The 25,209-nt window shown below is 59.2% G+C and carries 18 protein-coding genes and 2 pseudogenes; 3 read left to right on the forward strand and 17 right to left on the reverse strand.

The features are described 5' to 3' along the window. Nucleotides 1-133: 133 nt before the first annotated feature. From HDE79_RS11975 to folD, 9 genes and pseudogenes are all read right to left on the reverse strand, one after another. Nucleotides 134-586: a hypothetical protein gene (locus tag HDE79_RS11975; RefSeq protein WP_184602215.1), complete on the reverse strand. Its 453-nt coding sequence runs from the start codon at nt 584-586 to the stop codon at nt 134-136. Next, complete coding sequence (locus HDE79_RS11980; RefSeq protein WP_184602216.1) at nt 583-6,387, reverse strand: RHS repeat-associated core domain-containing protein; 5,805 nt, start codon at nt 6,385-6,387, stop codon at nt 583-585. Before HDE79_RS11980 ends, HDE79_RS11975 begins: the two co-directional genes overlap by 4 nt. Before the next feature lie 64 nt (nt 6,388-6,451). Beyond that, a complete protein-coding gene (locus HDE79_RS11985; RefSeq protein WP_184602217.1) occupies nt 6,452-7,114 on the reverse strand; it encodes a hypothetical protein in 663 nt (220 codons plus the stop codon). Nucleotides 7,115-7,539: 425 nt separating this feature from the next. Further along, nucleotides 7,540-7,842, reverse strand: coding sequence for a HigA family addiction module antitoxin (locus HDE79_RS11990; protein WP_184602218.1), 303 nt, complete (start codon nt 7,840-7,842; stop codon nt 7,540-7,542). A gap of 3 nt (nt 7,843-7,845) precedes the next feature. Then, nucleotides 7,846-7,989 (reverse strand): annotated as a pseudogene (locus tag HDE79_RS22255) (type II toxin-antitoxin system RelE/ParE family toxin); the annotation flags it as partial. 210 nt (nt 7,990-8,199) lie between these two features. Then, a pseudogene (locus HDE79_RS22260) lies at nt 8,200-8,493 on the reverse strand (Arm DNA-binding domain-containing protein); the annotation flags it as partial. 218 nt (nt 8,494-8,711) lie between these two features. Further along, entirely contained in the window at nt 8,712-10,307 is a 1,596-nt protein-coding gene (gene guaA, locus HDE79_RS12000) for a glutamine-hydrolyzing GMP synthase (RefSeq protein WP_184602220.1), read from the reverse strand. A gap of 217 nt (nt 10,308-10,524) precedes the next feature. Then, on the reverse strand, nt 10,525-11,982 hold the full coding sequence (gene guaB / locus HDE79_RS12005; RefSeq protein ID WP_184602221.1) for an IMP dehydrogenase: 1,458 nt from the start codon (nt 11,980-11,982) through the stop codon (nt 10,525-10,527). 79 nt (nt 11,983-12,061) lie between these two features. Further along, nucleotides 12,062-12,919: a bifunctional methylenetetrahydrofolate dehydrogenase/methenyltetrahydrofolate cyclohydrolase FolD gene (gene folD / locus HDE79_RS12010; RefSeq protein WP_184602222.1), complete on the reverse strand. Its 858-nt coding sequence runs from the start codon at nt 12,917-12,919 to the stop codon at nt 12,062-12,064. A 70-nt stretch (nt 12,920-12,989) separates the two neighbouring features. Between folD and HDE79_RS12015 the strand changes: the two genes are divergently transcribed. Then, nucleotides 12,990-13,592, forward strand: coding sequence for a GNAT family protein (locus HDE79_RS12015; RefSeq protein WP_184602223.1), 603 nt, complete (start codon nt 12,990-12,992; stop codon nt 13,590-13,592). Here HDE79_RS12015 and moeB read toward each other — a convergent pair. The 8 genes from moeB to ndk form a co-directional block, all read right to left on the reverse strand. Continuing rightward, nucleotides 13,553-14,722 carry a molybdopterin-synthase adenylyltransferase MoeB gene (gene moeB, locus HDE79_RS12020; protein WP_184602224.1) on the reverse strand — a complete coding sequence of 390 codons (1,170 nt, stop codon included), beginning with the start codon at nt 14,720-14,722 and terminating at the stop codon, nt 13,553-13,555. The two genes, HDE79_RS12015 and moeB, sit on opposite strands and share 40 nt — an antisense overlap. Before the next feature lie 314 nt (nt 14,723-15,036). After that, nucleotides 15,037-16,440, reverse strand: a complete 1,404-nt coding sequence (der, locus tag HDE79_RS12025; RefSeq protein ID WP_184602225.1) for a ribosome biogenesis GTPase Der — start codon at nt 16,438-16,440, stop codon at nt 15,037-15,039. 22 nt (nt 16,441-16,462) lie between these two features. Further along, on the reverse strand, nt 16,463-17,677 hold the full coding sequence (gene bamB / locus HDE79_RS12030; RefSeq protein WP_255488395.1) for an outer membrane protein assembly factor BamB: 1,215 nt from the start codon (nt 17,675-17,677) through the stop codon (nt 16,463-16,465). Beyond that, nucleotides 17,674-18,324, reverse strand: a complete 651-nt coding sequence (locus HDE79_RS12035) for a tetratricopeptide repeat protein (RefSeq protein WP_184602226.1) — start codon at nt 18,322-18,324, stop codon at nt 17,674-17,676. The genes bamB and HDE79_RS12035 overlap by 4 nt, the downstream gene beginning before the upstream one ends. Before the next feature lie 151 nt (nt 18,325-18,475). Further along, nucleotides 18,476-19,483 carry a RodZ domain-containing protein gene (locus HDE79_RS12040; RefSeq protein ID WP_343205956.1) on the reverse strand — a complete coding sequence of 336 codons (1,008 nt, stop codon included), beginning with the start codon at nt 19,481-19,483 and terminating at the stop codon, nt 18,476-18,478. Nucleotides 19,484-19,488: 5 nt separating this feature from the next. Continuing rightward, nucleotides 19,489-20,277, reverse strand: a complete 789-nt coding sequence (gene pilW / locus HDE79_RS12045) for a type IV pilus biogenesis/stability protein PilW (RefSeq protein WP_184602228.1) — start codon at nt 20,275-20,277, stop codon at nt 19,489-19,491. Next, the gene (gene rlmN / locus HDE79_RS12050; protein ID WP_343205957.1) at nt 20,267-21,385 is read right to left on the reverse strand and encodes a 23S rRNA (adenine(2503)-C(2))-methyltransferase RlmN; all 1,119 of its coding nucleotides are present in this window, start codon (nt 21,383-21,385) and stop codon (nt 20,267-20,269) included. Before rlmN ends, pilW begins: the two co-directional genes overlap by 11 nt. A gap of 35 nt (nt 21,386-21,420) precedes the next feature. Next, on the reverse strand, nt 21,421-21,846 hold the full coding sequence (gene ndk, locus HDE79_RS12055) for a nucleoside-diphosphate kinase (RefSeq protein ID WP_184602537.1): 426 nt from the start codon (nt 21,844-21,846) through the stop codon (nt 21,421-21,423). Between the two features lie 223 nt (nt 21,847-22,069). Here ndk and HDE79_RS12060 point away from each other — a divergent pair, with 223 nt between their 5' ends. Together HDE79_RS12060 and HDE79_RS12065 are read left to right on the forward strand one after the other, a co-directional pair. Beyond that, the gene (locus tag HDE79_RS12060) at nt 22,070-22,696 is read left to right on the forward strand and encodes a TetR/AcrR family transcriptional regulator (protein ID WP_184602230.1); all 627 of its coding nucleotides are present in this window, start codon (nt 22,070-22,072) and stop codon (nt 22,694-22,696) included. A gap of 106 nt (nt 22,697-22,802) precedes the next feature. After that, entirely contained in the window at nt 22,803-25,190 is a 2,388-nt protein-coding gene (locus HDE79_RS12065; protein ID WP_184602231.1) for a 3-hydroxyacyl-CoA dehydrogenase/enoyl-CoA hydratase family protein, read from the forward strand. The last annotated feature ends 19 nt before the right edge of the window (nt 25,191-25,209 follow it).

The raw sequence follows: 25,209 nt of genomic DNA on the forward strand, positions 1-25,209 counted from the left end.
CCCACAATTCCAGCCCATTTGCACGAAAAAATGAGTCGGAAAGTGGCGTGTAGTCATCTTGGAAGTGAACCTGACACCGTTTTGGCCTGAAGGCGAACCATCACCCGGCGCTTGGCGGTCGCGTAGCGAGCGCTTAGCGGCCGTCGGTGCGGCGGACTTTCCGGGAATCGTGTGGCAATACAAGACGCGGCCCCGAGTGCTTTGGAATTTTAGCTAGCAGGCAAAACGATAAAGAAACAATCGCCCCTGCAATTGCAGAAATAGCCATAAGGAAACCACTTTCTTTTAGTGCACCTAGATTAGAGGTATACAAAAATATAATAAATACAGTTATTAGCCCACCCAGCGCGCCAGACAGTATAATAGCGACGCTATTTAACTTATTAAGTTTTGACAGAATAAATAAAATTGGAGCTCCGTAAATGAAGCTAAACAAATAGCTGAAAGGAAGGATGCCAGCTAAAGTCTCAAAAACAGTTTTTCTGAAGTAACTTGCATCGTCGTGATCAAAGAAAATCATTTTCCCAGCGAAAAACAATACCGGAAGTATGATCGGCGAGATCAAAGCCGCATAAGATTTTTTCATTGGCTGCGCCTTATAGTTACAGTTTGGCCTTGACGAAAGCCCCAGTCGTTATTAACCACATTTCCGTCAATGCCAGCGGCCCAGGATGACATTGGAAATGCTGCCGAAACTGTTCCAGGCGATCCATCTGATAGCGGGCTATATATGCCCACATGTGACCCATTCGACACTATATCCCCCGCTTGAAGTGGCTGGCCTTGAGGGACAACATCATAGCCTGGGATATTCACATTAGGATTGCCCCATTCAGAAGCTGAAGGAATTCTTCCATCAGACATGCGCCCAGCAGGGTCGCCGCTTGCGTTTAAGGCATCCCATACAAACTTATTGCATTTTTCTGAGGGTATGCCATTGGTTTTTTGCCTTAACCATCCTCTCGCTTCCGAGTTAGGATCGAAATAGCCGTAGCCACCTTGGCCTACCTTACTAAATGCCCAATCACGCGCGGATTGCCCATAATCAATTCGTCCCGGCCCTTCGGGCGATAACGGCCCCATAGGCGGAGGTACACCCGGAGGCGAAAGCCCCGTCGGATCGACATACATCAGCGGGCTGTTGAACCCGTAGACGTACAGATCGATGCCGCCGTTAAAGCCGGAAGGATCGGGCTGATCGAAGCCACCACGAGCCGAGTCGTAGTACCGCGCCCCGTTGTACATCAAGCCGGTTTCCACATCGTAGTACTGGCCAGGGAAGCGTATATTGAACGCCGTGCTTCCACTCGATAGCTGATCCCCGAACGCATTGTTCAACCACGGCCAGATGTAGTCCTTGGTGCCAGCGGTTGTGACGGCTGCGCGCAACGTGCCCAGGTGATCGGCATACAGATAGTGGATAGTCGAGGGTACCGTCGCACCTGCATCGGCGGTTGCGGAGGCTACCACCATGCCATCGAGGTACACGTACTCGTTGTAATACGCGGCGGGATACGTGACGCCAGGAGTATTGATATCCATATTGAAGTAGGTGCCATACATATTGCCCGTGCCGGTGGGGTCGTAAACCGGCTCCGTCTCGACTGGGTTAACACCAGGCTCGGTGACATTCCCTAATACGCGCTGGCCTAGGCCGTTGTACTGGTAGCTGGCGATGGTATTGCTGCCACTGGTGACTGCCGTAAGGTGATTCGATTGGTCATAGCCCAGACCGATCAGTGCGCCGCCAGCATCGGTCATCGCCGTGGTATTACCGGCCGCATCCACGCTACGCGGCAAACCACCCACGCTGCTCAACTGATGCGTACCCGCTGTGTAGACGTAGGTCTGCGCGCCCTGCCCCGCCACGGTCTTGTTGAGACGATCGCCGGTAGCGTTGTAGGTAAAGCTTTGTTCCATCGAGCCGCTGGCATTGAGCAATGCAGTCACGCGATCGAGCGGATCGTACTGATAGGTTTCACTGGTCGGTGAGGCGCCGGGACTGTTGCCTTCAGCCTCGATACGGCCCTTCGCATCACGCAGGAAATGCAGCGTCAGCCCGCTACCGACGAGATCCGTCAGGCGGTAGTTGGCGTCATAACCACGGGTGACCGATTGCCCGTTCTGCGCATAGGAGTAGCCGGAGACCGGTCCGAACGGCAGATACGACACGCTGGTGATCAACGGTGTCACCGTACTGGTGGTGTAACTGCTGAATTCGGCAGTGGGCTGCGAGTAGCCCATGCTGTTGACCCGCCCATCGGCATCATGGCCGTACTGCACTTCGAAGCCGGAGGGATATTGCAGGGATGTCACGCGCCGGCCCGGGGTGTAGGAATAGGCAATCGGAAACTCGGTGTAATTAGTAGTTTCCATCGCTTGGGAGATGTCACCCTGATTGGTGTAGCACCACGAGGTCGAGTAGCCGTCAGGGCCATCAGGATTGCCTATGCCGACAAGATGGCCGTTGTTATAGCAACCCTGCTGGGCAGAATCGTAGCCGTAGCTGAAGTCGAGGGCTGAATTCGCCGGATAGTGCACCTTAGTGAGCCGTTTTAGTCCATCGTAGCTGTACTGCGTGACCACGCCGCGCGCATCGGTTCGGCTCGTGAGATTGCCGACAACATCGTACGTATTGGTGGTGGTGCCGGTATCGGGGCTTTTTACCTGCAGCGCCTGACCCACCGCGTCATAGGTGTATTGGGTGGATAGCTGATCCGGATCGGTGACCGCGATCAGCCGATTATCCGCGTCATAGGTGTCATTCGTTTCAGCAACGGCTGCTCCGCTGTCAGTCGCACCCCGTGCGACGCTTGTCAGGTTGCCGACCGCGTCATAATTCTTGACGGTGTGATAGCCGAGCGGGTCACGAATGTCGTGAATTCGGCCATTGACATCGAAACCCACCGTGGTCGCCTTAGCGTAGGCGTCCAGCATGCTGATTTGCTCGTTGGCGGCATCATACGTGTAGGACTCGGACTCACTTGAACTCGTACTTTTAGATGCGAAGTCCGCTAGCTGCTGAAGATTGCCCACCGCGTCGTAGCTGCTTGTCCGAGCATTACCCAGCGCATCGCCCATGGCTGTCCGGCGGTGATCGGCATCGTAGCTGTAGCTGGTCGCCACGCCATCGGGATCGGTCACGCCCGTCACATCACCGATGGCATCATAAGTGAGGGTGGTCGTGGCATCGGTGGACGAGGACGTGCCATTGGCGTTGGTACGCACCGTATGTGTGAGGGGCCAGTTTCGCGGCGAGTAGGTGATATCCGTAATGACGCCGTTTATATCCGTCAGACGAGTAAGCCGGCTATCCACGTCATACGTGTAATTGGTGATCTGGCTTAGTGGATTGGTCAGACTGCTGCGCACGTCCGTGGCCGCATCGTAGGCGATGCTGGTCGTGTAACTACGCGCATCGGTCACTGACGTGACACGGCCTTCCAGATCACGCTGCAAGGTGGTCGTATGTCCATTGGCGTCGGTACGCGACTGGAGCAGCTTATTCGGGTAATAGGCATACGTCGTGGTGTTGCCCAGCGGATCCTCGCTGCTAAGGCGATCGCGCACGCCGTCGTAGGTGTAAGCGGTAGCATGACCGTTGCGGTCACGGAAGGTGCCGATATCCAGCTTGTTCCAGGTGGTCAGTTCGTTGCTGCTGTCCGGATAGGTGGTCTGCACTAGCCGATTAAGTGCGTCATAGCTGTACTGCGTGGTGCGGTTCAGAGGATCAGTGACGGAGGCCAGCCGCCCCACGGCATCGTAGCCGTAGGTGGTGACATGCGCGTTGGCATCGGTCATCGACTGCAGGTAACCCTGCGCGTTGTAGCTATAGGTTGTGGCGTGCCCCAGCGCGTCAGTAGTGGAAAGCAACTGGCCGGCTGTGTTGTAGGTGTGCTGCGTGACCGCACCCGTTTCATCGGTATGGCTCAATACATCGTGCTGGTTGTCGTAGGTGAAAGTCTCAACCGTTTGATAGCCGCCGGACGCCGTACGCCCAATCTGCACGACATCAAGTTGATTGGCGGCATAGGTATACGTGGTCGTGAGCCCTGACGGATCTGTCTCGCTTAGTAAGTTCCCCAAGGTGTTGTAGGTATTTTGCGTGAGCTGGGTTGTACCATCTGACAGTACGCGGCCAATCAACGTCGGCGTATTGAGGGTGCCGGAACCGCCGGCAATGTCGTTGGGATGGTTATACCAAATGCGATTTTCCAGCGGAAACTTGATGCTCTCCAGGGAATCGGATGCGACACTGGTGAGGCCACCGTTCGAGGTGAGGTGGTTCCAGTGATAGATCAACGCCTTGGTGTAATCGCTGGGATACTGCTTGTACGCCTGCGCATCCCAGTAAAAACTGTCGCGGCTGTTGATATACAAGTTGAAGGCGTTAATACCGTTTGGCACCTGGCTTTCACTATAGGGAACGCCCGACACGGACTGATTGAATTCCATGCGCGAGGTGTTGCCGTTGGGGTCGGTCACGTTGATCCAACGTTGCGTGCCGGACTGCCCAGTGACGAAATTAGTGGCGCCATAAGGAGTGGTGAGCGACGTGACCGACGTGCTCGAGTCATATCCCACGCTGGACGTCATGCCGATGGCGTCGGTGATGCTGCTCAGCCGGCCGCTACTGTCGTAGCTGAGCGTGGTCGTGCGACCAAAAGCATCGCTGACACTGGTGAGAAGTAGCGGCTGGCTGGTGTTGCCGTAATTAAAGGTCACCACTTGGCCGAGCGCGTCCGTCAGCGTGGCAAGCCGGCTCTGACTGTCGTAGGCAAGCTGGACGACGTTGCCATGCGTGTCGACCCGCTGGGTCTGAAAGATATGGCGCGGATAGACAGTGCTGTTGTCGCTGACGGCGTAGACGTCCTTGCTGCCGTCCTGGAAGCGTCGCTCGTAAACTATCGGCGAGCTTGAGACCTCGACGAGCTGTGCCCCCGTTTCTGGTTCAGGAGCGAAAGCCCCGGTGCTGCTGCTGAAGCCACTGTAAAGGCGGCCTGGGCCACTGGGCAGATAGACCAATACGTTGCTGCCCGGCGCACCCGGATTATCTTGCACATAGCTTAGCCAGTTATGCGTCCACTTCGGCCCTACATTGCCGTACGTAAACGTGGTCGGCTGATCACCATCAAGCTGGTTGTAACTCAAGGTGATGTCGATCGCGGGTCCTTTGGGCGGGACATAGCTCAGGGGCGTATCACTCAGGCTCAGGCTGATCAACATCGGGCTAATGTTGTAGGTAGGCATACCCGGTGCTGGCGCGCTGGTCGCGCCGGGCGAACCACCGCCGGTACCGCCGCCCATGCCTTGAGCCCCGCCCGACGATCCGCTAGGCCCTTTGCCGCAAGAGCAGGGGCATGTTCCACAGGAAGGAAATCCGTGTGGATCGCTCGAACTGACGGTGCCGGCTCCGTAGACCAGTCTGGCCTCATCAGCACTTACCGCACGATCCGCCACAGCCAGTTTGGCCTGGTCGGCGGCAGATACCAGAAAATAACCGCTGCCCTCCGCATGCAGCGCCGCCTCGGTCATCCACAGCGCCCCCCCTTCCACCGTGGGGTCAACCACCTCATAGCGGTTGTTTGCTCGTGCCAGAATCGTGGCGAAGTGTCCGCTCTTCCAATGCACCACCGAAGGCACCGGAATGACGCTATCGGCATCCCGATGGATCGCCACCATCGGCTGATGTGCCTGCTCTGACATCGCCACCAGTTGCTGCAGGGTGTATCCCGGATGCGCCGGATCCATCGGCATCGTCGGCGTATTGCCTATCTGGATTCCGTGTGCCTGCCACAACGTGCGCAGCGCCATCCAACCGCATTGAAAGGCGGTTTGCGGGTGATGGTGCATATCCCACAAGCCTTGCTCCGCCAGTGACATCGCCAGGGAATCCTTCGCGGAAACGCCCAGACTCTGCGCCGTCTTCAGCAATGTCGTCACCGCCTGCGGATGGCCCAAACGGGTTTCCAGCGTTAACTGTTCACTGAGTGCACGAACAGCGATAGGACGTAGCGAGGCATCGCCGCTGGCCTGCGTCTGTGCCTCTGCGAAAGCACCCAAAGCATCGCTAAAGCGTCCGGTGGTGCGCTCGGCCAAGCCGATATTCAACCACAGGGAGGCACGCCACGGGTTCCGCGGATACGTGATGAGGAAGTGCTCCAGCGCGGCAGTGTCACCCGTATCGCCGGTCTGGCGATATGTATCGACAGCCTGCGTCAACGCGCGCGATGCCTCCGGAGTGGGCGCACCAGCAGCTATCAAAGGCTCAGCAAATACCCCAAAGCGCTCTGACCCTGCAGAAACAGATGCAGGCTGCGCCGCTGTCGCGAATCCCAGCGAGACCAGTACAGCTGTGAAGGTGACACGAAACAGTGTCTTACCCATGAACATGATCCGTTCCTTTGAATGAGAATCCAGCGCTCCATCACCGCACAAGGTGATGGAGCGCCTAGAGCACTTTTCCTGAGCTACGAATGGGTAGCAGGGACTGAACATCAATGACCGTGCCTTGTGGCAACGGCTTAAAGGTTTTCGGTGATATGGCCATACCATCCGGGCGGCGGAAGACACCTTGCGCATAACGGCTGAAACACGCCCTGTCCTGCGCTCGACAGATCACTGCGACACAGCCGTCAATAGACCAGTAGGCACGCGCCTTTGGATCCGTCGGTGGAAGCTCATAAGCACCAAAGTGCGGTGAGTAGCGAACTAGATCACCGGGCTTAGGTGTGGTGGCGTAAACCTCATCCTGCGCCATTAGCACGGCCAACGCATTGCCATCAGTGAGCGTGATGCTTACTGGCTGGAGAGAAGCGTAGAACGCTGCAGGATCATCGGGCAACGACAACCAACGATGCTGCGTTCGCGTGTCAATGAACAGCTGCTGGCTTTGCTTTACCGTCGCCATCGCCTGAAACAGGCCGATCACGATATAAGGATAGGACCCTTGCGACGGCATAGCGCAGTAGCGCGCATCGCAATGAAAAATATCTGCCGTCCGAACGGGAGCCGGAAGTTTGATAGAAGCACTATCACCGGCCTTTAATGACCCTGCCCCAAGGATTGCCAGAATTCCTGCTGCGACCGTTACCATCCACGGACGAATATGCATCCATTACCCCTAATCCCTTTGTGGATCACTTGATGGTATCCGCATGCGCACATGCGCAATAGACGCAAAATAAGATTGTGTGAAGCGCAGCACTAAAGGTACAGCTGACCTGCTGACGCAGCATCGCGGCGGCTTGGCCCGGCGGGATCTCACGGAAACGCTCCGGGTCATCGACTCACTGAATGTCACGAGCGTTGCCGCGCGCAACAGAACTAACGCCGTGCTGTCCGAGATTTCCAGGCCCTCAGCTTGCCGCTTCTCGGGCGTCGAGCGAGCGCAATGACGCAACCATCTAAACGGTGATGATCTGGATCTGAAGCAATCCAACGCCGCCGCATGCAGCATCCAGCATGCACGACGCTCCGTTCTCCGCGCCTCGGTGCCCGCAAAGCAGCCTCAGTTTCTAATCACGACTTGCAGTGTGGTTAAGCGGCATGAGGGTGAATGTGCTTTAGTGCGTCGCCAAGCATGCGCCTGGCAGACTCAAGCTCATAATTCACCTGCAAATTGATCCAGCTTTGCGGGTCAGTCTTGAAGTAGCGCGCCAGACGCAACGCGGTATCTGCGGTGATGCCGCGCTTTTCGTTCGCAATCTCATTGATGCGCGCAGGAGTGACTCCAATGGCGCGCGCGAGAGCATTCGCCGACAAGGCAAACGGCTTCATAAACTCCTCGCGCAGGATCTCGCCGGGGTGCACTGGCGGTAGCTTTTTCGTGTTCATTGTCATACCTCAGTGGTAGTCACAGATTTCGACGTTATAAGGTTGCGCGTTTTCCCATTTGAAGCAAACGCGAAACTCGTCGTTGAGGCGGATGCTGTACTGACCAGCGCGGTCGCCCTTGAGTGCCTCAAGGCGATTACCCGGCGGTAGTCGCTTCAGTCGAGTGGGAGTGATCTCCTCAAGCTTCAGCTTTCCAAATGCCGGATCGAGCACACGTCGAAAGGTGGATCTGCGGAATGCCAACGTACTTTCGGCCAGCATCTCCGCGCCGCTCTTCGGGTCTTCCTTGTGGGCGAAATAAGCAACGGCCCAACCAGCGAATGAGAGCGCTTCGTCGGCAATAGTCCGCTTCTCGACCTTTGTCCGAGATGGTGAGACGCCCCGCTCCACGTCGCGCCTAGCTCGGTCGAGCAGTGTGCGAGCCTCGCGCAGTGATAAACCCACACCGTACTGAAGTGCTTCGGGATCCCGAGTTAACTTGTATGACGGATCGTAGCGCCCGATCGCCAGCGTCTCTCGGCGACCGTTGAGGCGATAGTCGAAGCGGAAGCTAACGTTGCCCGAAGGGAGGACGGCGGCATACAGGCCGTCTCGATCCGTTATTTTGAAAAGCCTGTCTTTCGGCTTGATGTTCGCCAGTTCGCGATCTGTAAGCATGGTCGTCCCACGTTGATTCGCCGCTTGATACCGTCAGCCCATCTGACGGTATCAAGTAAGGCAATTCTGGAGTTTCAAACCATACCGTCACGAGTACCGTCAGGTGACATGCGATTGGGTGAAACGACCTGACACGCCCTGGGACAGCTAAACCCTTGTGGCGTAGGGATTCATCGCAAAATTTGGTACGTTCTGAAACAACGTGAAACGACTCTAGATCACTCCCACTCAATCGTGGCTGGCGGCTTGCCGCTGATGTCGTAGACCACGCGGGAGACACCGCGTAGTTCGTTGATGATCCGGTTCGATACCTTGCCCAGAAACTCGTACGGCAGATGCGCCCAGTGCGCGGTCATGAAGTCGATGGTTTCCACGGCGCGCAGTGCGATCACCCATTCGTAGGCCCGCGCATCGCCGACCACACCCACCGATTTCACCGGCAGGAATACCGCGAAGGCCTGGCTGGTCTTGTCGTAAAGATCGGCCTTGCGCAGCTCATCGATGAAGATCGCATCGGCCTGCGCCAGCAGCTCAGCGTATTCGTGCTTCACTTCGCCAAGAATGCGCACACCCAAACCGGGACCCGGGAACGGATGGCGATAAACCATCTCGCGCGGCAGGCCCAGCTCAACGCCGATGCGCCGTACCTCGTCCTTGAACAGCTCGCGTAGCGGCTCGACCAGCTTGAGCTTCATGTGCGCCGGCAGGCCGCCGACGTTGTGGTGACTCTTGATCACATGTGCCTTGCCGGTCTTGCTGCCGGCCGACTCGATGACGTCAGGATAGATCGTGCCCTGGGCCAGCCACTTCACCGCGCCTGCGCCATCGGCAGTGAGTTTTGACGATTCCTCGTCAAAGATTTCGATGAACAGGCCGCCGATGATCTTGCGTTTGGCCTCCGGATCCGCAACGCCAGACAGCGCATCAAAATAACGGTTCTGCGCATTGACGCGTATCACCTTGACGCCCATGCCGTGATCATCGGAGGCCGCCGCCATCGTGGCCATCACCTGATCGCCTTCCTTCCAGCGCAGCAAGCCGGTATCGACGAACACACAGGTGAGCTTGTCGCCGATCGCGCGATGTAGCAAGGCGGCGACCACTGACGAATCGACGCCGCCGGAAAGCCCCAGCAGTACATGATCGTCGCCAACCTGCTCGCGCACCCGCGCAATCTGGTCGTCAATGATGTTGGCTGCTGTCCACAGTGTTTTGCAGCCGCAGATCTCGGTGATGAAGCGCTTCAGCAGCGCCCCGCCCTGCTTCGTATGCGTTACTTCGGGATGGAACTGCACGCCATACCAGCGCTTCTCATCGTTTTCCATCACCGCAACAGGAATGCGATCGGTGCTGCCAGTGACCACGAAACCCGGCGGCGCCTTGGCCACGTGATCGCCATGGCTCATCCACACGTCGAGACGACGGCTGTCGACGTGATCGGTGAGATTCTTGAACAGACGGCTATTTGAAACGATATCCACTTCGGCGCGACCAAATTCCCTGGCATCAGCCGCTTCGGTGGCACCACCAAGCTGCGCTGCCATCGTCTGCATGCCGTAGCAAATACCAAGTATCGGCAGACCCGAATCGAACGCCTGCTTCGGTGCCTTGGGTGCATCGGCCAACGTGGTGGATTCGGGTCCACCGGAAAAGATGATGCCTTTCGCACCAAATGCAACGATCTCATTCGGATCGTGATCCCACGCCCAGATCTCGCAATACACGCCGATCTCGCGAATGCGCCGTGCGATCAGCTGCGTGTACTGCGCGCCAAAATCGAGAATGAGGATCTTGTCGCTGTGGATATTGGTCATGGGTTGGCGGCTTGGCGGATACGGGCGAATGGAAATTATGGTTCAGCGCGTTTAGTAGCATTTGAAAGCGACGAGGGGCGAGTAGCGAGGGCTAGGAAACGATGCCCCAGGAACAACGCTCAAAAGCCGGCAAGCGTCCGCGAACTCAGCGCAAGCTACGCAGGTAGCGAAAGGCACAGGTCATCGCGCCCTCGCTACTCAACTCAACCCTCGCACGTCAGGAATTCAGCCGATAATTCGGCGCTTCCTTGGTGATCTGGATATCGTGCGGGTGCGCTTCGGTGACGCCGGCCGAGGTAACCTTCACGAACTGCGCCTTGTGACGCACATCCTCTATATTGGCCGCGCCCAGGTAACCCATCGACGCACGCAGTCCACCGATCAGCTGATGGATGATGTTGCGCAGCGGACCGCGGTACGGCACGCGACCTTCGATACCCTCGGGTACGAGCTTGTCAGCGTCCGCTTCGTCCTGGAAGTAGCGGTCCTTCGAACCGAGCTGCATCGCACCGATCGAGCCCATGCCGCGATAGCTCTTGTACGAGCGGCCCTGAAACAGCTCAACTTCGCCCGGTGATTCTTCGGTGCCGGCAAACATCGAGCCCAGCATGACGGTGGAAGCACCGGCAGCGAGTGCCTTGGGGATATCGCCGGAATAGCGAATGCCGCCATCAGCGATCAGCGGAATTTCGTCCTTCAGCGCATTGGCGACCATATCGATCGCGGTGATCTGCGGTACACCGACGCCGGCGACCACGCGAGTCGTGCAGATCGAGCCAGGACCCACGCCTACCTTGACCGCATCCACGCCCACGTCGAGCAGCGCACGCGCCGCATCACCAGTGACGATATTGCCGGCCACCACCTGCACCTGTGGATAATTTTTCTTGACCCAGCCGGCACGTTCAATCACGCCCTGCGAATGGCCATGCGCCGTATCGACGACGAGCACATCGACGCCGGCTTCGACCAGCGCGGCAACGCGCCTTTCGGTGTCGCCGCCCACACCGACCGCCGCACCGACCAGCAGCGCTTCCTGCTGATCCTTCGCGGCATGCGGATTGTCGCGGGCCTTCTGGATGTCTTTCACGGTGATCAAGCCGCGCAGTTGGAAGTCGTCGTTGACGACCAGCACTTTCTCGATGCGGTGCTTGTGCAGCAGCAGCAGTACATCATCCTGGCTGGCACCTTCGCGCACCGTCACCAGCTTTTCCTGACGGGTCATGATGTTGCGCACCGGATCATCATGCTTGCGCTCGAAGCGCAGGTCGCGGCTGGTGACGATACCGACCAGCTTCGCACCATCGACCACTGGCACGCCGGAGATGTTGTGTGCGCGGGTCAGACGCAGCACTTCGCTGATCGACGTATCCGGGCTGACGGTGATCGGGCGGCGGATCACGCCCGCCTCGAACTTCTTCACCAGCCGGACCTCCGCCGCCTGTTGCTCGACGGTCAGATTCTTGTGGATGATGCCGATGCCACCGCATTGGGCCATGGTGATGGCAAGCCCGGCTTCGGTCACCGTATCCATCGCGGCGGAAACGATCGGGATGTTCAGCCGCAGGTTACGGGTGAAGCGTGTGGTCGTGTCTACATCGCGCGGCAGCACGATCGAGTGGCCAGGAACAAGGTAGACGTCGTCGTAGGTCAGGGCCTCGGCGAGGATGCGCATGAGTAGTCCTGCTGCAAAGAGGGAATTATACGCGCCCTGCCGTGATGCTCGCCAGATCAGCGACTGAATGTCGCTGTACTCAGCCGATGGGACGCGCCTCGGCGGCTTCCAGGGTGTTCTCGATCAGCGTGGCGACGGTCATCGGGCCCACGCCGCCGGGCACCGGCGTAATCCAGCTGGCGTTTTCAGCGGCCGCATGGAAATCCACGTCGCCGACCAGCCGGCCGTCGTCCAGGCGATTGATGCCCACATCGATCACCACCGCGCCTGGTTTGATCCACTCGCCCTTGACCAACCCGGGCTTGCCGACCGCCACGATCAGGATATCCGCCTGACGCACGAAGCTCTCCAGGTCGCGAGTAAAGCGATGGCACGAGGTGGTGGTGCAGCCGGCGATCATCAGCTCCAGCACCAGCGGACGTCCGACGTGGTTGGACACGCCGACGACCACCGCGTGCTGACCACGCACCGGCCGATCAGTGTGGCCGAGCAAGGTCATCACACCTTTCGGTGTGCAGGGGCGTAGGCCGAACCGGCGCAGCGCGAGGCGTCCCACGTTCACCGCCTGAAAACCATCCACATCCTTGGCTGGATCGATGCGATCGACCAGCGCGTCCTCGTCGATATGCTCCGGCAGCGGTGACTGCACCAGGATGCCATGTACATCCGGGTCGGCGTTGAGGCGATCGATCAGCGCGAAGATTTCTGCCTGGCTCGTATCGGCCGGCAAGTCGTGATCGAACGAACGAAAACCGACCTGATGGCAAGCCTTGCGCTTGTTGCGCACGTAGACCGAGGATGCGGCATTGTCACCAATCAATATAACGGCGAGACCGGGAGCGGCAAGCCCTTGCGCCAGCCGCTCGGTGACGCGCCGACCCACACGCTCCAGCAGTTCCTGCGCGATGCGTTTGCCGTCGAGGATGCGTGCGCTCATGATTTTGCCTACCTACAAAGAAAGGCATTATCCCGGCTGACAGACACGCATACAAACAGAGGATGCCACGATGCCCACCGAACCAGCGTTGCCAGCACCGGAACTTGTCGAAGAATCTTTGCGATTGCGCCCATGGCAGACGCAGGATGCTGCAGACCTGTTCGACGCCGTGCGCTCGTCCGTGGTCAGCGTCGGGCGATGGCTGCCCTGGTGCCATGCCGATTACAGCCTGGACGATGCAAACGCATGGATAAGCCATTGCCGGGACGGTTGGTCGCAAGGAGAACACTTTGCGTTCTCGATTGTCGACCGGACGACCGGTGAGCTTCTCGGCGGGGCCGGACTCAATCAGCGCAACCGTCTGCATTGCAGTGCCAATCTCGGCTATTGGGTGCGCCAGTCGCGTCATGGTGAAGGCATTGCTGCTCGCGCTGCGGCGTTGGCGGCACGTTTTGGCTTTGAACAACTGGGACTCATCCGCATCGAGATCATTGTCCTGCCTGACAACCATCCGAGCCGACGTGTTGCCGAAAAAACGGGCGCGCAATTCGAAGCTATCGCACGCCAGCGGTTGTGGGCAAATGGACGCGCCAATGACGCAGCGGTATACGGCCTGATTCCGACTGATCTGTCTCAACCTGCTACGGCACAGAACCGGACAATATCCTCGTAGCCATTGAATACGGATGCCGCCCCGCATCCAGGGCAATTCGGATCGCGTGCCAACCGGATCTCGCGAAAGCGCATGTCCAAGGCGTCAAAATTCAGCAAGCGGCCTACCAGTGGTTCGCCTATCCCGAGCAGCAACTTCAGCACCTCGGTAGCCTGCAACAACCCTACGACGCCAGGCAGCACACCCAGCACGCCAGCCTCACTGCAATTGGGTGCATCGGCCGCCAGCGGTGGTTCGGGAAACAGACAGCGATAGCAGGGAGAATCCTCGCGGCGAGGATCGAACACACTTACCTGTCCGCTGAAACGTTCAACAGCTCCATAAACCATCGGCAGCTTCAGCTGCAGGGAGGCAGCGGCAAGCAGATAACGGGCTGAGAAATTGTCCGCACCGTCAATCAGCACATCATGACCAGCCAGCAGTCGCTCGACGTTATCCGCCTGCAGACGTTCGTTGTGGATCACGATGCGCACGCGTGGATTGAGCGCCTGCAGCGCGATACGTGCCGACTCGGTTTTCGCCATGCCGACACGCGCATCGGCGTGAATGATCTGGCGGTGCAGATTGGAACGCTCCACTACATCGTCATCGATCAGGGTCAGCTGACCCACACCAGCCGCTGCCAGATACAGTGCCGCTGGCGAACCCAGGCCACCGGCACCGAGAAGCACCACTTTTGCACTGCCCAGCGTCGCCTGGCCCGCTTCGCCGATCTGCGCAAGTCTCAGTTGGCGGGCGTAACGCTGGATGGCGTCGACATCCAGTCTTGGCTGAGAAATCGGCAGCCCCTCGGTTTTCCAGCGACCGAAGCCGCCAGCCACTGAGCTCACCTGGCGGTAACCCATCCGGACCAGCGATTCAGCCGCAAGCAGAGAACGCTGACCACTGCCACACAACAAGGCGATCGGTCGATCGCGATCGGTTTCTGCTTGCTCAATGCGCAATTCGAGAAATCCGCGCGAAAGGCCCAGCGCGTTGGCAGGCGTGCCGGAGGCACGCTCGGCATCCTCGCGCACGTCGATCAGCAGGCCGCCTTGGGCTTGCGCGGCTAGCGCCTGAGCCGGCGTAACTTCCGGGATGCGTTCGCGCAGCGCGCCAAGCCAGGAGACTCGATTAAGTGGTTCGCTCATGCCATCAGTCTACGAGAAGCCGACCGGCATGTGCTGACAGCTAGGAGCCTGTTTACGGTCTCCACGTAGCCCGCGTTGTGCCGTGGCGGCTGTCCGGTGGTGGTGCGTGACGCAGCCGCCTAACTGGCGGTCTCAGATCAAGCCGCGCACTTGCCGCCGGGCGGCCGCCACGACTCAACCCTTCGGGCCGGGTCGGTTTGCCCCCATGCGGGCGTCATCACTCGGTCGTGTACTGACGTACACTCCCTCCTTCTTCCTTGGCCTGCGCGCAAACCGCTCCCGGCGCGGGCCACGCGGAGATCGTAAACAGGCTCTTAGCGCGTGCGCTTGATCAGATCGCTGACGCGGCGGCGCGCTTTCTGCTGCTGCTCTTTGGTCAGCACTTTCTTGCGACCCGCATACGGGTTTTCGCCTTCACGGAAGGCAATGCGCACAGGCGTGCCTTCCAGTTTGAAGCGCTTGCGGAAGAAGTTCTCGAGATAGCGCTGATACGCCGGCGCGATATGTTTGGTGCGAGTACCGTGGATCACGATGGTCGGCGGATTGGTGCCACCCGGATGGGCAAAGCGCAGCTTTGGCGCGTGACCGTTAACCAGTGGCGGTTGGTAGCTCTCGTAGGCTTTTTCCAGCGTCTTGGTGAGCTCGGAAGAACCCAGTTCCTTGGTCGCCGAAAAATGTGCCCGCACGACGGCGCGCATCAACTCGCGCAGACCCGAACCGTGCAGTGCCGAGATATGCACCTGCTTGGCCCAGTCCACGAATACCAGCCGACGATCGAGTGCACGCATGCATTCGTCGCGCTGGTACTTGTCCATGTCATCCCATTTGTTCACGGCGATCACGATGGCCCTGCCCTCGTCCATCGCATAACCAATCAGGGTGAGATCCTGATCGGCGAGATTTTCGCGGGCGTCGATCATCACCACCACGACCTGGGCAGCGGCGATCGACTGCAGCGTCTTGATGACGCTGAATTTCTCCAGCGCTTCCTCGACCCGCGCCTTGCGGCGGATACCGGCGGTATCGATCAGCGTGTAGCGCTTGCCGTCACGCTCGAGCGGCACGCGGATCGGATCGCGCGTGGTGCCGGCAACGTCGGAAACGATCAAACGATCCTCGCCCAACAGCCGGTTGATCAGCGTGGATTTTCCGGCATTGGGACGTCCAACGATGGCGACGCGAATGCTGCCGCTCTCGCCATCGCCCTCGACCGAGCTTTCCTCGTCGACTGGCAGCAGCGGCAGCACCAGCTCGATCAGATCATCGGTGCCGCGATTGTGCGCGGCAGACAACGGCACGGTGTATGTGATGCCGAAACCGGCGAACTCGGCCAGCGCATTCTGTTCGTCCAGACCATCGGTCTTGTTGACTGCGGCAATGATCTTCTTGCCGGTGCGGCGCAGTTCGTTGAGGATCACGTGATCCTGCGGCAGCAGACCGTCACGTGCGTCGACCACGAATACGAGCACGTTGGCTTCTTCGATCGCCAGGCGCACCTGCTTGGCGGTCAATACATCCATCGCCTCATCGACGCCGGACAGGCCTCCGGTATCGACCACGACAAACGGGCGTTCGCCACTGCGGCAGACGCCATAGTGGCGATCACGGGTGACGCCTGGCATATCAGCCACCAAGGCATCACGGCTGCGCGTCAATACATTGAAGAGGGTCGATTTACCGACATTGGGACGACCAACTAGTGCGACGACGGGCAGCATGGCGAGTACATGGTCTCCGCGATCAGTGCGCGGACAGACGATAAGCGCCGATATGGCCCTTCACATCTTCAACGTAAACGATGTCGCCAACCACCAGCGGCTGTGCACGGATGGCCTTTTTCTTGGACAGACGCTCGCGGGCGGCCAGGGCACCATCACTGCTCTGTAGCCAGTGGATATAGCCTTCCATATCGCCAACGACAACGTAGTCACCCTGAACGGCGGGGCCGGTCAGCCAGCGGTACTTTAGCGCGTCGTTCTTCCAGATATCGGTGCCACCCGTCTTGTCGAAGGCCCAGACCTGCGAATCCTCGTTGACGCCGTAGAGCGAATTGCCGCCAAGCGCCAACGAGACGAAGGTCGAGAACGGATGGGTCCAGGTCGGACGACCGCTGGGGCCATCCACCGCCACCAGATTGCCGTGATAGGCCGCAGCATAAAGGACCGAGCCATCGAGCAGGATTGAACCATCCGCATCATTGAGACGATCGATTTCGGTGCGGCCTTCACCGCTAGCGAGCTTCTGCTCCCACAGCTTCGAACCATTGTCCAGACGTAGTGCCGCCAGGCGCCCATCGTCGCTACCATAGAAAATCACGCCATTGGCGGCGAGCATGGAGCCGTTACCGCGCAGGCTAAGCAGAGGGACCGTATCCTGGTCGAAGACCCAGCGGCGCTTACCGGTAGCCGTTTCCAAGCCGTAGATACGGCCATCCTCGGTGCGCACTACGACGAGATCGCCGACGATCACCGGCGAAGCCAGCACTTCGGAGGACAGCTCGGCTTCCCAGCGTGGGTTGCCATCTTTGGCATTGACGGCATAGACGTGGCCGTCCAGCGTACCGACGACAAGCAGATCACCATCGACGGCTGGGCCACCGGCATACAGCGCATCTTTACGCTTCTTGTCGCCCCAGCCGAACCAGCCCTTGGTCCGCGTACTTTTTGTCCACAGGGTCTTGCCACTGGCTGCATCGATCGCCGCGAGCTTGCCGTCGGTACTGTCGGCATAGAGCACGCCATCGACGACCGACGGACGCAGAAGCGCACCACTCTGATTAGCACCGTTACCTACGCGGGTTTCCCACACGCGGGTCACCTGCACGGTCGGTTTGAAATCCTTGGCCAACGGTGTCGGCGGCTGGACGTTTTCCTTCTTGAACGAGTGGCAGCCGGCGAGGCCCACCAACGAGGTCAACGAGATCAGCAAGACGCGTTTCATCATTTCAGCTTTCATGCACCCTGCTTCCCGGCCACGGCCAAATCATCGAGTTTCATCTGCAGCGCACCACGTTGTGGTGCCTGCTCTTTCAGCGCCGACAGCGCGGCCTGATAAGCCTTTCGTGCATCGTCTGCACGCCCAAGCTTGACCAGCACATCGCCGCGGAGTTCCTGAGCCAGGCCCTGATAGGTATTGGCCGGAATCGCATCGAGTGTCGCTAGCGCCGCTGTACCGTTGTCGCGGGCCAGTTCAACCTGCGCCTTGCGCAGTTGCGTGAGCGATTTCAGCGCCGGGTCGGTCGCGTGGGTTGCAGCCCAGTCCAGCGACGCTTCGGCCTTGTCCAGCTGCTTGGCCTGTACCTGCTGCTTGGCCCGATCGGTGGCCGCAAAGACAGCGTACGGCGACTTTTCGTAGTCTTTCATCAGCTGATCGGTGATCACACTCGCAGCCTCCGGCTTGTTGGCAGCCAGCGAGACCTGGGCGAGCTTGTACAACTGGGCAGCATTGCTCTCGTTGCGTGCCTGGTGGTTGCGCCACTGCTGCCAGCCAAAGATGCCAACGAGACCAATGGCGATGCCGACGACAATCGAAAGGCCATTCTCGCGCAGCCACTTTTGAACGAGTTCGCTTTGTTCGTATTTGTCGTATTCGTCAAATGCCATGAATCATCCTTCAAAAATCACTCGTTCGCAGGCCTTTACCACGCCGCCACGCGAGAGATGAAAGCAAAAGCCACCCGTGTCCGCCATGCAGCGAACAATCAGTGCACAAGCATAACCGAAAAGGGCCGCTCAGAGCGGCCTGGAGCGTTGATCAGAGGCTGGCCGCGGAGGCCTTGCCGTCCTGAACCTGCACGCGGAAGTGCGCCACATTGGCATGACGGAAATCGTCCAGACCAACGGGCTGACCATCGATGCTGATCTGTGCACCGCTGGAATTGCCGATGCGGACATCCAGCGGCTGATCGCTGTGATAGGTCTTGCTGCTGCCCGCAGGAAGCAGGCCGTACTCGAGCCGCTTGCCATCCTTGTCAATCACTTCGACCCAGCTGGCAGCGTCGACGGTGACGCTCAGGCTGTGACTACCCGTTCCGGTATCCACCGCTACCGGCGCAACAGGCTTTGCCGTCTGAAGATTGCCGCCGTCCATGCTCGGAAACGGCGCCATCGATGCCATCAACGGCTGATCCTGCGGTGCCGAGGTCGTTACTACCGGCGGCGGCGCTGGAATCTGCGCCACGACGGTGCTCTTAGTCGAGCCATTGGCCGAAGCCACAGCGCTGGTCGCCGTGGCCGGAGCATCCTGTTGTGCCACTGGCGCTGCATCGAGCGGCGCCAGATGCGTCACGCTGCGATCCATCGTCCCGCGTACACCCAGCCAGATCATCGGAACCACGATTACCGCCGTCAACACCACGTAAGTGGCTGCGGTGGCATAACGGTCCAACAGAAAGCGCGAATGCGAAATACCGCCCGTGGCCACCAATGGCGGCTCGATCTGCTTGATGCGATCGAGTTCAACCTGAGTCGAGGCGTCGTTGATGCCGAGGAACTGGCTGTACTTGCTGATGTAGCTGCCAAGGTAGATCTTCGAATCGATCCCCTCGTGCATGTCGTGCTCAAGCTCGCGCAACACGCGCACCGGAAGCCGCAGCGTGCTCGCACAAATCTCGATAGTCAGCCCACGCGCCTCGCGTGCAGCCTTCAATCGAGCGCCAAAACTGATGGCCTGCGTCTTCGCTGAAGTCGCGTCCATATCAAGCAAATTGATCCCGAAAAGATCGGGCGTGCTCTTGCCGGGTTCGGTCGGATCAGGCTGCATGGAAGTCATTGGCTGACAGTTGTATTGAGGGCGCGTGCCTGTTCCGAATCCGGGAACTGGTTTTGCAGCCGAGTGCTATAGGTAAGGGCACCATCCCGGTTCCCCAGACGAGATTCGATATCGTAGCCAAGCTTTAATGCCGCCGCAGTCGGCGCCCCTAGTGCATCGAAGCGCTGAATGAAAGCCCGCGCACGGAATGCATCGTTATTCAGATAGAGCGCTTTGGCAAGCTGAAATAATGCATCCGCGTTATTCGCGTTACGCGCGAGGGCGTCACGAAAGCTGGCTTCAGCGGGAACAACCTGATGATCTCGCAGCTGGCAGATCCCTTCATTTGTCAGTGCGATATCGGGCGTCTGATAGAACGGATCGGCCACAGCCTTCTGAAAATAGCCATTGGCTTCTGCGTAGCGGCCAGTCGAGCAGAGGAACAATCCGAGATTGTTGTTCGGATCACCCTTGGTGGGTTCCAGCGCAACCGCCTTGCGATAGTGCACTTCGGCTTCGGGCAAGTTATTTATGCGCTCATAAACCACCGCAATGACGGTATGCGCCGGCGCGTAGTTGGGATCGAACTGCAGCGCGGTCGTCAATTTGGCCAGTGCCGTCTGCACATCACCGTTGGCCAGGTAGCGCTGGCCAAGCTCGGTATGGACACGCGCCGCTTCCACTGCCTGGTCGGCCTTGCTGGTCTGCGGGAGGTTCTTGCCGATGGGATTGCTGTCGGTATGCGTGGTGACACAACTGGCCAGCGGCAGCAACAGGCCTAATATCAGTACGCGATCAATGCGCATGTAAGGCTTCCTCGTCCTGCTTCTTGCGGATATCGGCGCTGCGTCGTGTGCGATCGGTGACCTGCCCCGCCAATTGGCCGCAGGCGGCATCAATATCGTCGCCGCGGGTACGGCGCAGCATGGTCAGCACGCCAGCGTTGAGCAACAGCGTCTGGAAATCCCGAATATCGTTCGCACTGGAGCGCTCGAAACGGGTGCCCGGGAAAGGATTGAACGGAATCAGGTTGACCTTGCATGTCGGCAGCTTGCGCATCAGCTTGATCAGCTGACGGGCGTGTTCGGGCTGGTCGTTGACGCCCTTCATCAAGGTGTATTCAAACGTGATCGACGTACGCGGCTTGCGCGCCACCCAGCGTTGGCAGGCAGCTATCAGATCGGCAATCGGGTAACGCTTGTTGAGCGGCACCAGCTCGGTGCGCAGTTCATCATTGGCAGCGTGCAGCGAGACGGCCAGCGAGACGTCGATCGCATCGGACAGCTGATCGATCTGCGGGACCATCCCGGCGGTGGAAAGCGTCACGCGCTTGGCCGCCAGACCAAAACCGAGATCGTCACGCATCAGGCTCATCGCCTTGACCACCGCGTCAAAATTGGCCAGCGGCTCGCCCATGCCCATCATCACCACGTTGGTGATACGACGATTCTGATGGGTGATATTGCCAAGATACTTGGCCGCCACCCACACCTGACCGATGATTTCGGCGGTGGACAGATTGCGGTTGAACCCCTGCGCGCCGGTCGAGCAGAACTGGCAGTTCAACGCACAGCCGATCTGCGAGGATACGCATAGCGTGCCGCGTGTTGGCTCGGGGATATAGACCGTCTCCACCGCATTGCCGCTGTCCATACCCAGCAGCCACTTGTGCGTACCGTCGTTGGCAGCCTTGTCCAGCATGGTCCTGGGCGGACCGATGTAGCAGGCCTCGGTGAGCTTGGTGCGCAGCGCCTTGCCCACGTCGGTCATGTTTTCAAAGCTGTCTTCCAGGTCGTGGTAGATCCACTTCATCACCTGCTCGGCGCGATAAGGCTTCTCGCCGATCTGCGTGAAAAAGTCACGCAAACCCTGCCGATCGAAGTCGAGCAGATTGACTTTGGCAGATGGGTTCACGACAACCTGGTTCACAACTTAGTACCTCGGATATCTCAGCGCGAGAGAACGTCCGTCGCGGCGAAGAAATAAGCGATCTCGACCTTCGCCGTATCCGCAGCATCAGAACCGTGCACCGCATTGGCGTCGATAGAGTCGGCGAAATCGGCACGGATCGTCCCTGCGGCGGCTTCCTTCGGATTGGTCGCACCCATCAAGTCGCGATGCTTGAGCACGGCGTTCTCACCTTCCAACGCCTGGATCATCACCGGGCCGGAGATCATGAAGTCAACCAAGGCCTTGAAGAACGGGCGCGCGCTATGCACGGCATAGAAGCCTTCGGCCTCCTGACGCGACAGCTGTTTCATCTTGGCAGCAACCACCTTGAGGCCAGCCTTCTCGAAACGGGCATAGATTTCGCCGATGACGTTCTTGGCGACGGCGTCGGGCTTGATAATGGAAAGGGTGCGCTCAAGCGCCATGCGAATCTGCTCCGGAATGGATTTCAAAAAAGACTGTCATGGCCAACAGGGGCCGACAAAAGGGCTAAACCTGACTTGTATTACGGGTTTAGTACCGGAAAGTTTGACAGATTCTACTCCATACGCAAATCACCTGTCCTTAACAAAATTCAGATGTTTGACGGCTACAAAGCGCTCCGCGTATCCTCAAACGATCGTTTGAACCGATGAGCGTAGCGACGCAATGATTGTCCCAGTGAACAGCTCCAACTCCACCAAGGAACGCATATTGGGCGCTGCTGAATCGCTGTTTGCCCAACGCGGGTTCGATGGCGCCTCGCTGCGGCAGCTCACTTCAGCCGCCGGCGTCAATTTAGCCGCCGTCAATTACCATTTCGGGTCGAAGGAGAAGTTGGTCGAGCAGATCTTTCGCCGGCGGCTTGACGCGCTCAATAACAGCCGCCTGGAAGCCCTGGCTCTGGTCGCTGGCAACGAGAACACGACGATCGAAGACGTGTTGGCCGCCTTCATCCGCCCGGCGCTGGATCTATCGCACGACGAAAGCGGCAGCCTTTTCATGCGTGTTCTGGCGCGGGCGTTTGCCGAGCACGACGACACCTTGCGGCAGTTCCTGTCCGAAAACTACGGCCACGTGATGCGCCAGTTCACCGCCGAATTCGCCCGTCTACTGCCACAACTGAGCAAGCAGGAGCTCTATTGGCGCATCGATCTGGTCAGCGGCGCGCTGACCCACGCCATGTCCGGCTTCGGCATGATCCAGCGCAAAAGCGACGTCAGCGAAACCGTGCACCGCGAGCAGACCGCACAGCACCTTATCCGTTTCGCCGTGGCCGGGATGAGTCATCCCTGAGTCACGACTTGAGCCCACGCTAAATCAGCATTTATTCCGCACCCACAGCCGGCAACGGCTGCGACTTCCACCCCAAAGCTTTGTGTTCGTTCTACTGGAGAAGCTAATGACTGCTGCATCCTTGTCAAAACCACCACTACGCATCCGCAAGGCCGCTGTGCTGGGCGCCGGCGTTATGGGCGCGCAGATCGCCGCGCACCTGACCAATGCCGGCGTCGAAACCGTGCTGTTCGACTTGCCTGCGAAGGACGGCCCGAAGAGCGGTATCGCGCTCAAGGCCATCGCCAACCTGGCCAAGCTGTCACCTGCCCCGCTGGCCGACAAGAATCTGGCCGCCGCGATCATTCCGGCCAACTACGACGAGCATCTGGATCACCTGAAAGATGTCGACCTGGTAATCGAGGCCATCGCCGAGCGGATGGACTGGAAGCTCGACCTCTACAAGAAGATCGCGCCACACGTTTCCGCTACGGCCGTGCTGGCCAGCAATACCTCCGGCCTGTCGATCAACGGCCTGGCCGAAGCGCTGCCGGAAGAGCTGCGCCATCGCTTCACCGGCGTGCATTTCTTCAATCCGCCGCGTTACATGCATCTGGTCGAAGTGATTCCGACCCGCCTGACCGATCCGGCCGTGGTCGACGGTCTCGAAGCCTTTCTTACCACCACGCTGGGCAAGGGCGTGGTGATCGCCAAGGACACGCCGAACTTCATCGGCAACCGCATCGGCGTGTTCTCGATGCTGGCCGCGATGTACCACACCGAGCAGTTCAAACTGGGCTTCGATACCGTCGACGCACTGACCGGCCCCGCGTTGGGCCGTCCGAAAAGTGCGACCTATCGCACTGCTGACGTTGTTGGTCTGGACACCATGGCGCACGTCATCAAGACCATGGCCGATACCCTGCCCGACGATCCGTGGCTGAAATACTTCAAGGCGCCGGCTGTATTGCAGGGCCTGATCGACAAGGGCGCACTGGGCTCGAAGACGGGCGCTGGCTTCTACAAGAAAGCAGGCAAGGACATCGTGGTGATCGATGCCGCCAAGCAGGACTACCGCCCGTCCGAACAAAAACCGTCCGATGAGGTCGCCGCGATCCTCGCGATCAAGGATCCATCGGAGAAGTTCGGCAAACTGCGCGCCTCCAGCGATCCACAGGCACAATTCCTGTGGGCCAGCTTCCGCGACCTGTTCCATTACTCCGCTTTCCACCTGGCCGACATCGCCGACACCGCGCGCGACGTCGACTTCGCCATTCGCTGGGGCTACGGCTGGAAACTCGGCCCGTTCGAGACCTGGCAGGCTGCCGGCTGGCAGCAGGTGGCCGAGTGGATCAACGAGGACATCAAGGCCGGCAAGGCCATGAGCAATGCGCCGCTACCGGCATGGGTAACGGATGGCCGTAAAGGCGTCCATTCGAAAGAAGGCTCGTGGTCGGCCGGCGAGAGCAGCTACAAGCCGCGCTCGCAGCATCCGGTCTACGCGCGCCAGTTGTTCCCCGATCCGATCCTCGGCGAGAAATTCGATCAGGGCGTCACCGTCTGGGAAAACGATGGCGTACGTCTGTGGACGCTCGGCGACGACCAGGTCGGCATCATCTCGTTCAAGACCAAGATGAACACGGTCAACGACCACGTGCTCAATGGTGTGCAGCACGCGATCAAGCTGGCCGAAGAAAAGCTCAAGGCCGTGGTGATCTGGCAGACCGGCGAACCGTTCTCCGCCGGCGCCGATCTCAAGGGCGCGCTCGGCCTGCTGAAGGAAGGCAAGTTCGACGACTTCGACACCATGGTCGCCAACTTCCAGCGCACCAGCATGTCGATCAAGGAATCGCTGGTACCGGTCGTCTCCGCGGTGCGCGGCATGGCATTTGGTGGCGGCTGCGAGTTCCAGATGCATTCGGCCCGCACGGTCGCAGCGCTGGAAAGTTATATCGGTCTGGTCGAAGCCGGCGTCGGTCTGCTGCCGGCTGGCGGCGGCCTGCACGAGCTGGCCGTCCGCGCGGCCAAGGCCAACCCGGACGATCCGTTTGAGTCGCTGAAGAAAGTCTTCGAGACCATCGCCATGGCCAAAGTCTCGGCCAGCGCGCTCGAAGCCAAGCAGCTTGGCCTGCTGCGCGACAGCGACATTGTCGTCTTCAACCCCTACGAGTTGCTTTACGTTGCCAAGAAGGTCGCGCTGTCGCTGGCCGAGAGTGGCTATCGTCCGCCAATGCCGGGCCGTGCGATTCCTGTCGCCGGCGATACCGGCACGGCGACCTTCCAGGCCTCGCTGGCCAATCTGAAGGAAGGCTACTTTGCCTCGCCGCACGATATCGACATCGCTACGCGTATTGCCGACACCCTGTGCGGCGGCAAGATCGAGCGTGGCTCGTTGGTCGACGAGGAGTGGCTGCTGGCGCTGGAGCGCAAGCATTTCGTCGAACTGGCCAAGACCGAAAAGACCCAGGCGCGCATCGCGCACACCATGACCACCGGCAAACCGCTGCGGAATTGACGGAAAGCGAATGGCCAAC

It is taken from the genome of Rhodanobacter sp. MP1X3 (assembly GCF_014207165.1).
Classification (GTDB): Bacteria; Pseudomonadota; Gammaproteobacteria; order Xanthomonadales; family Rhodanobacteraceae; genus Rhodanobacter.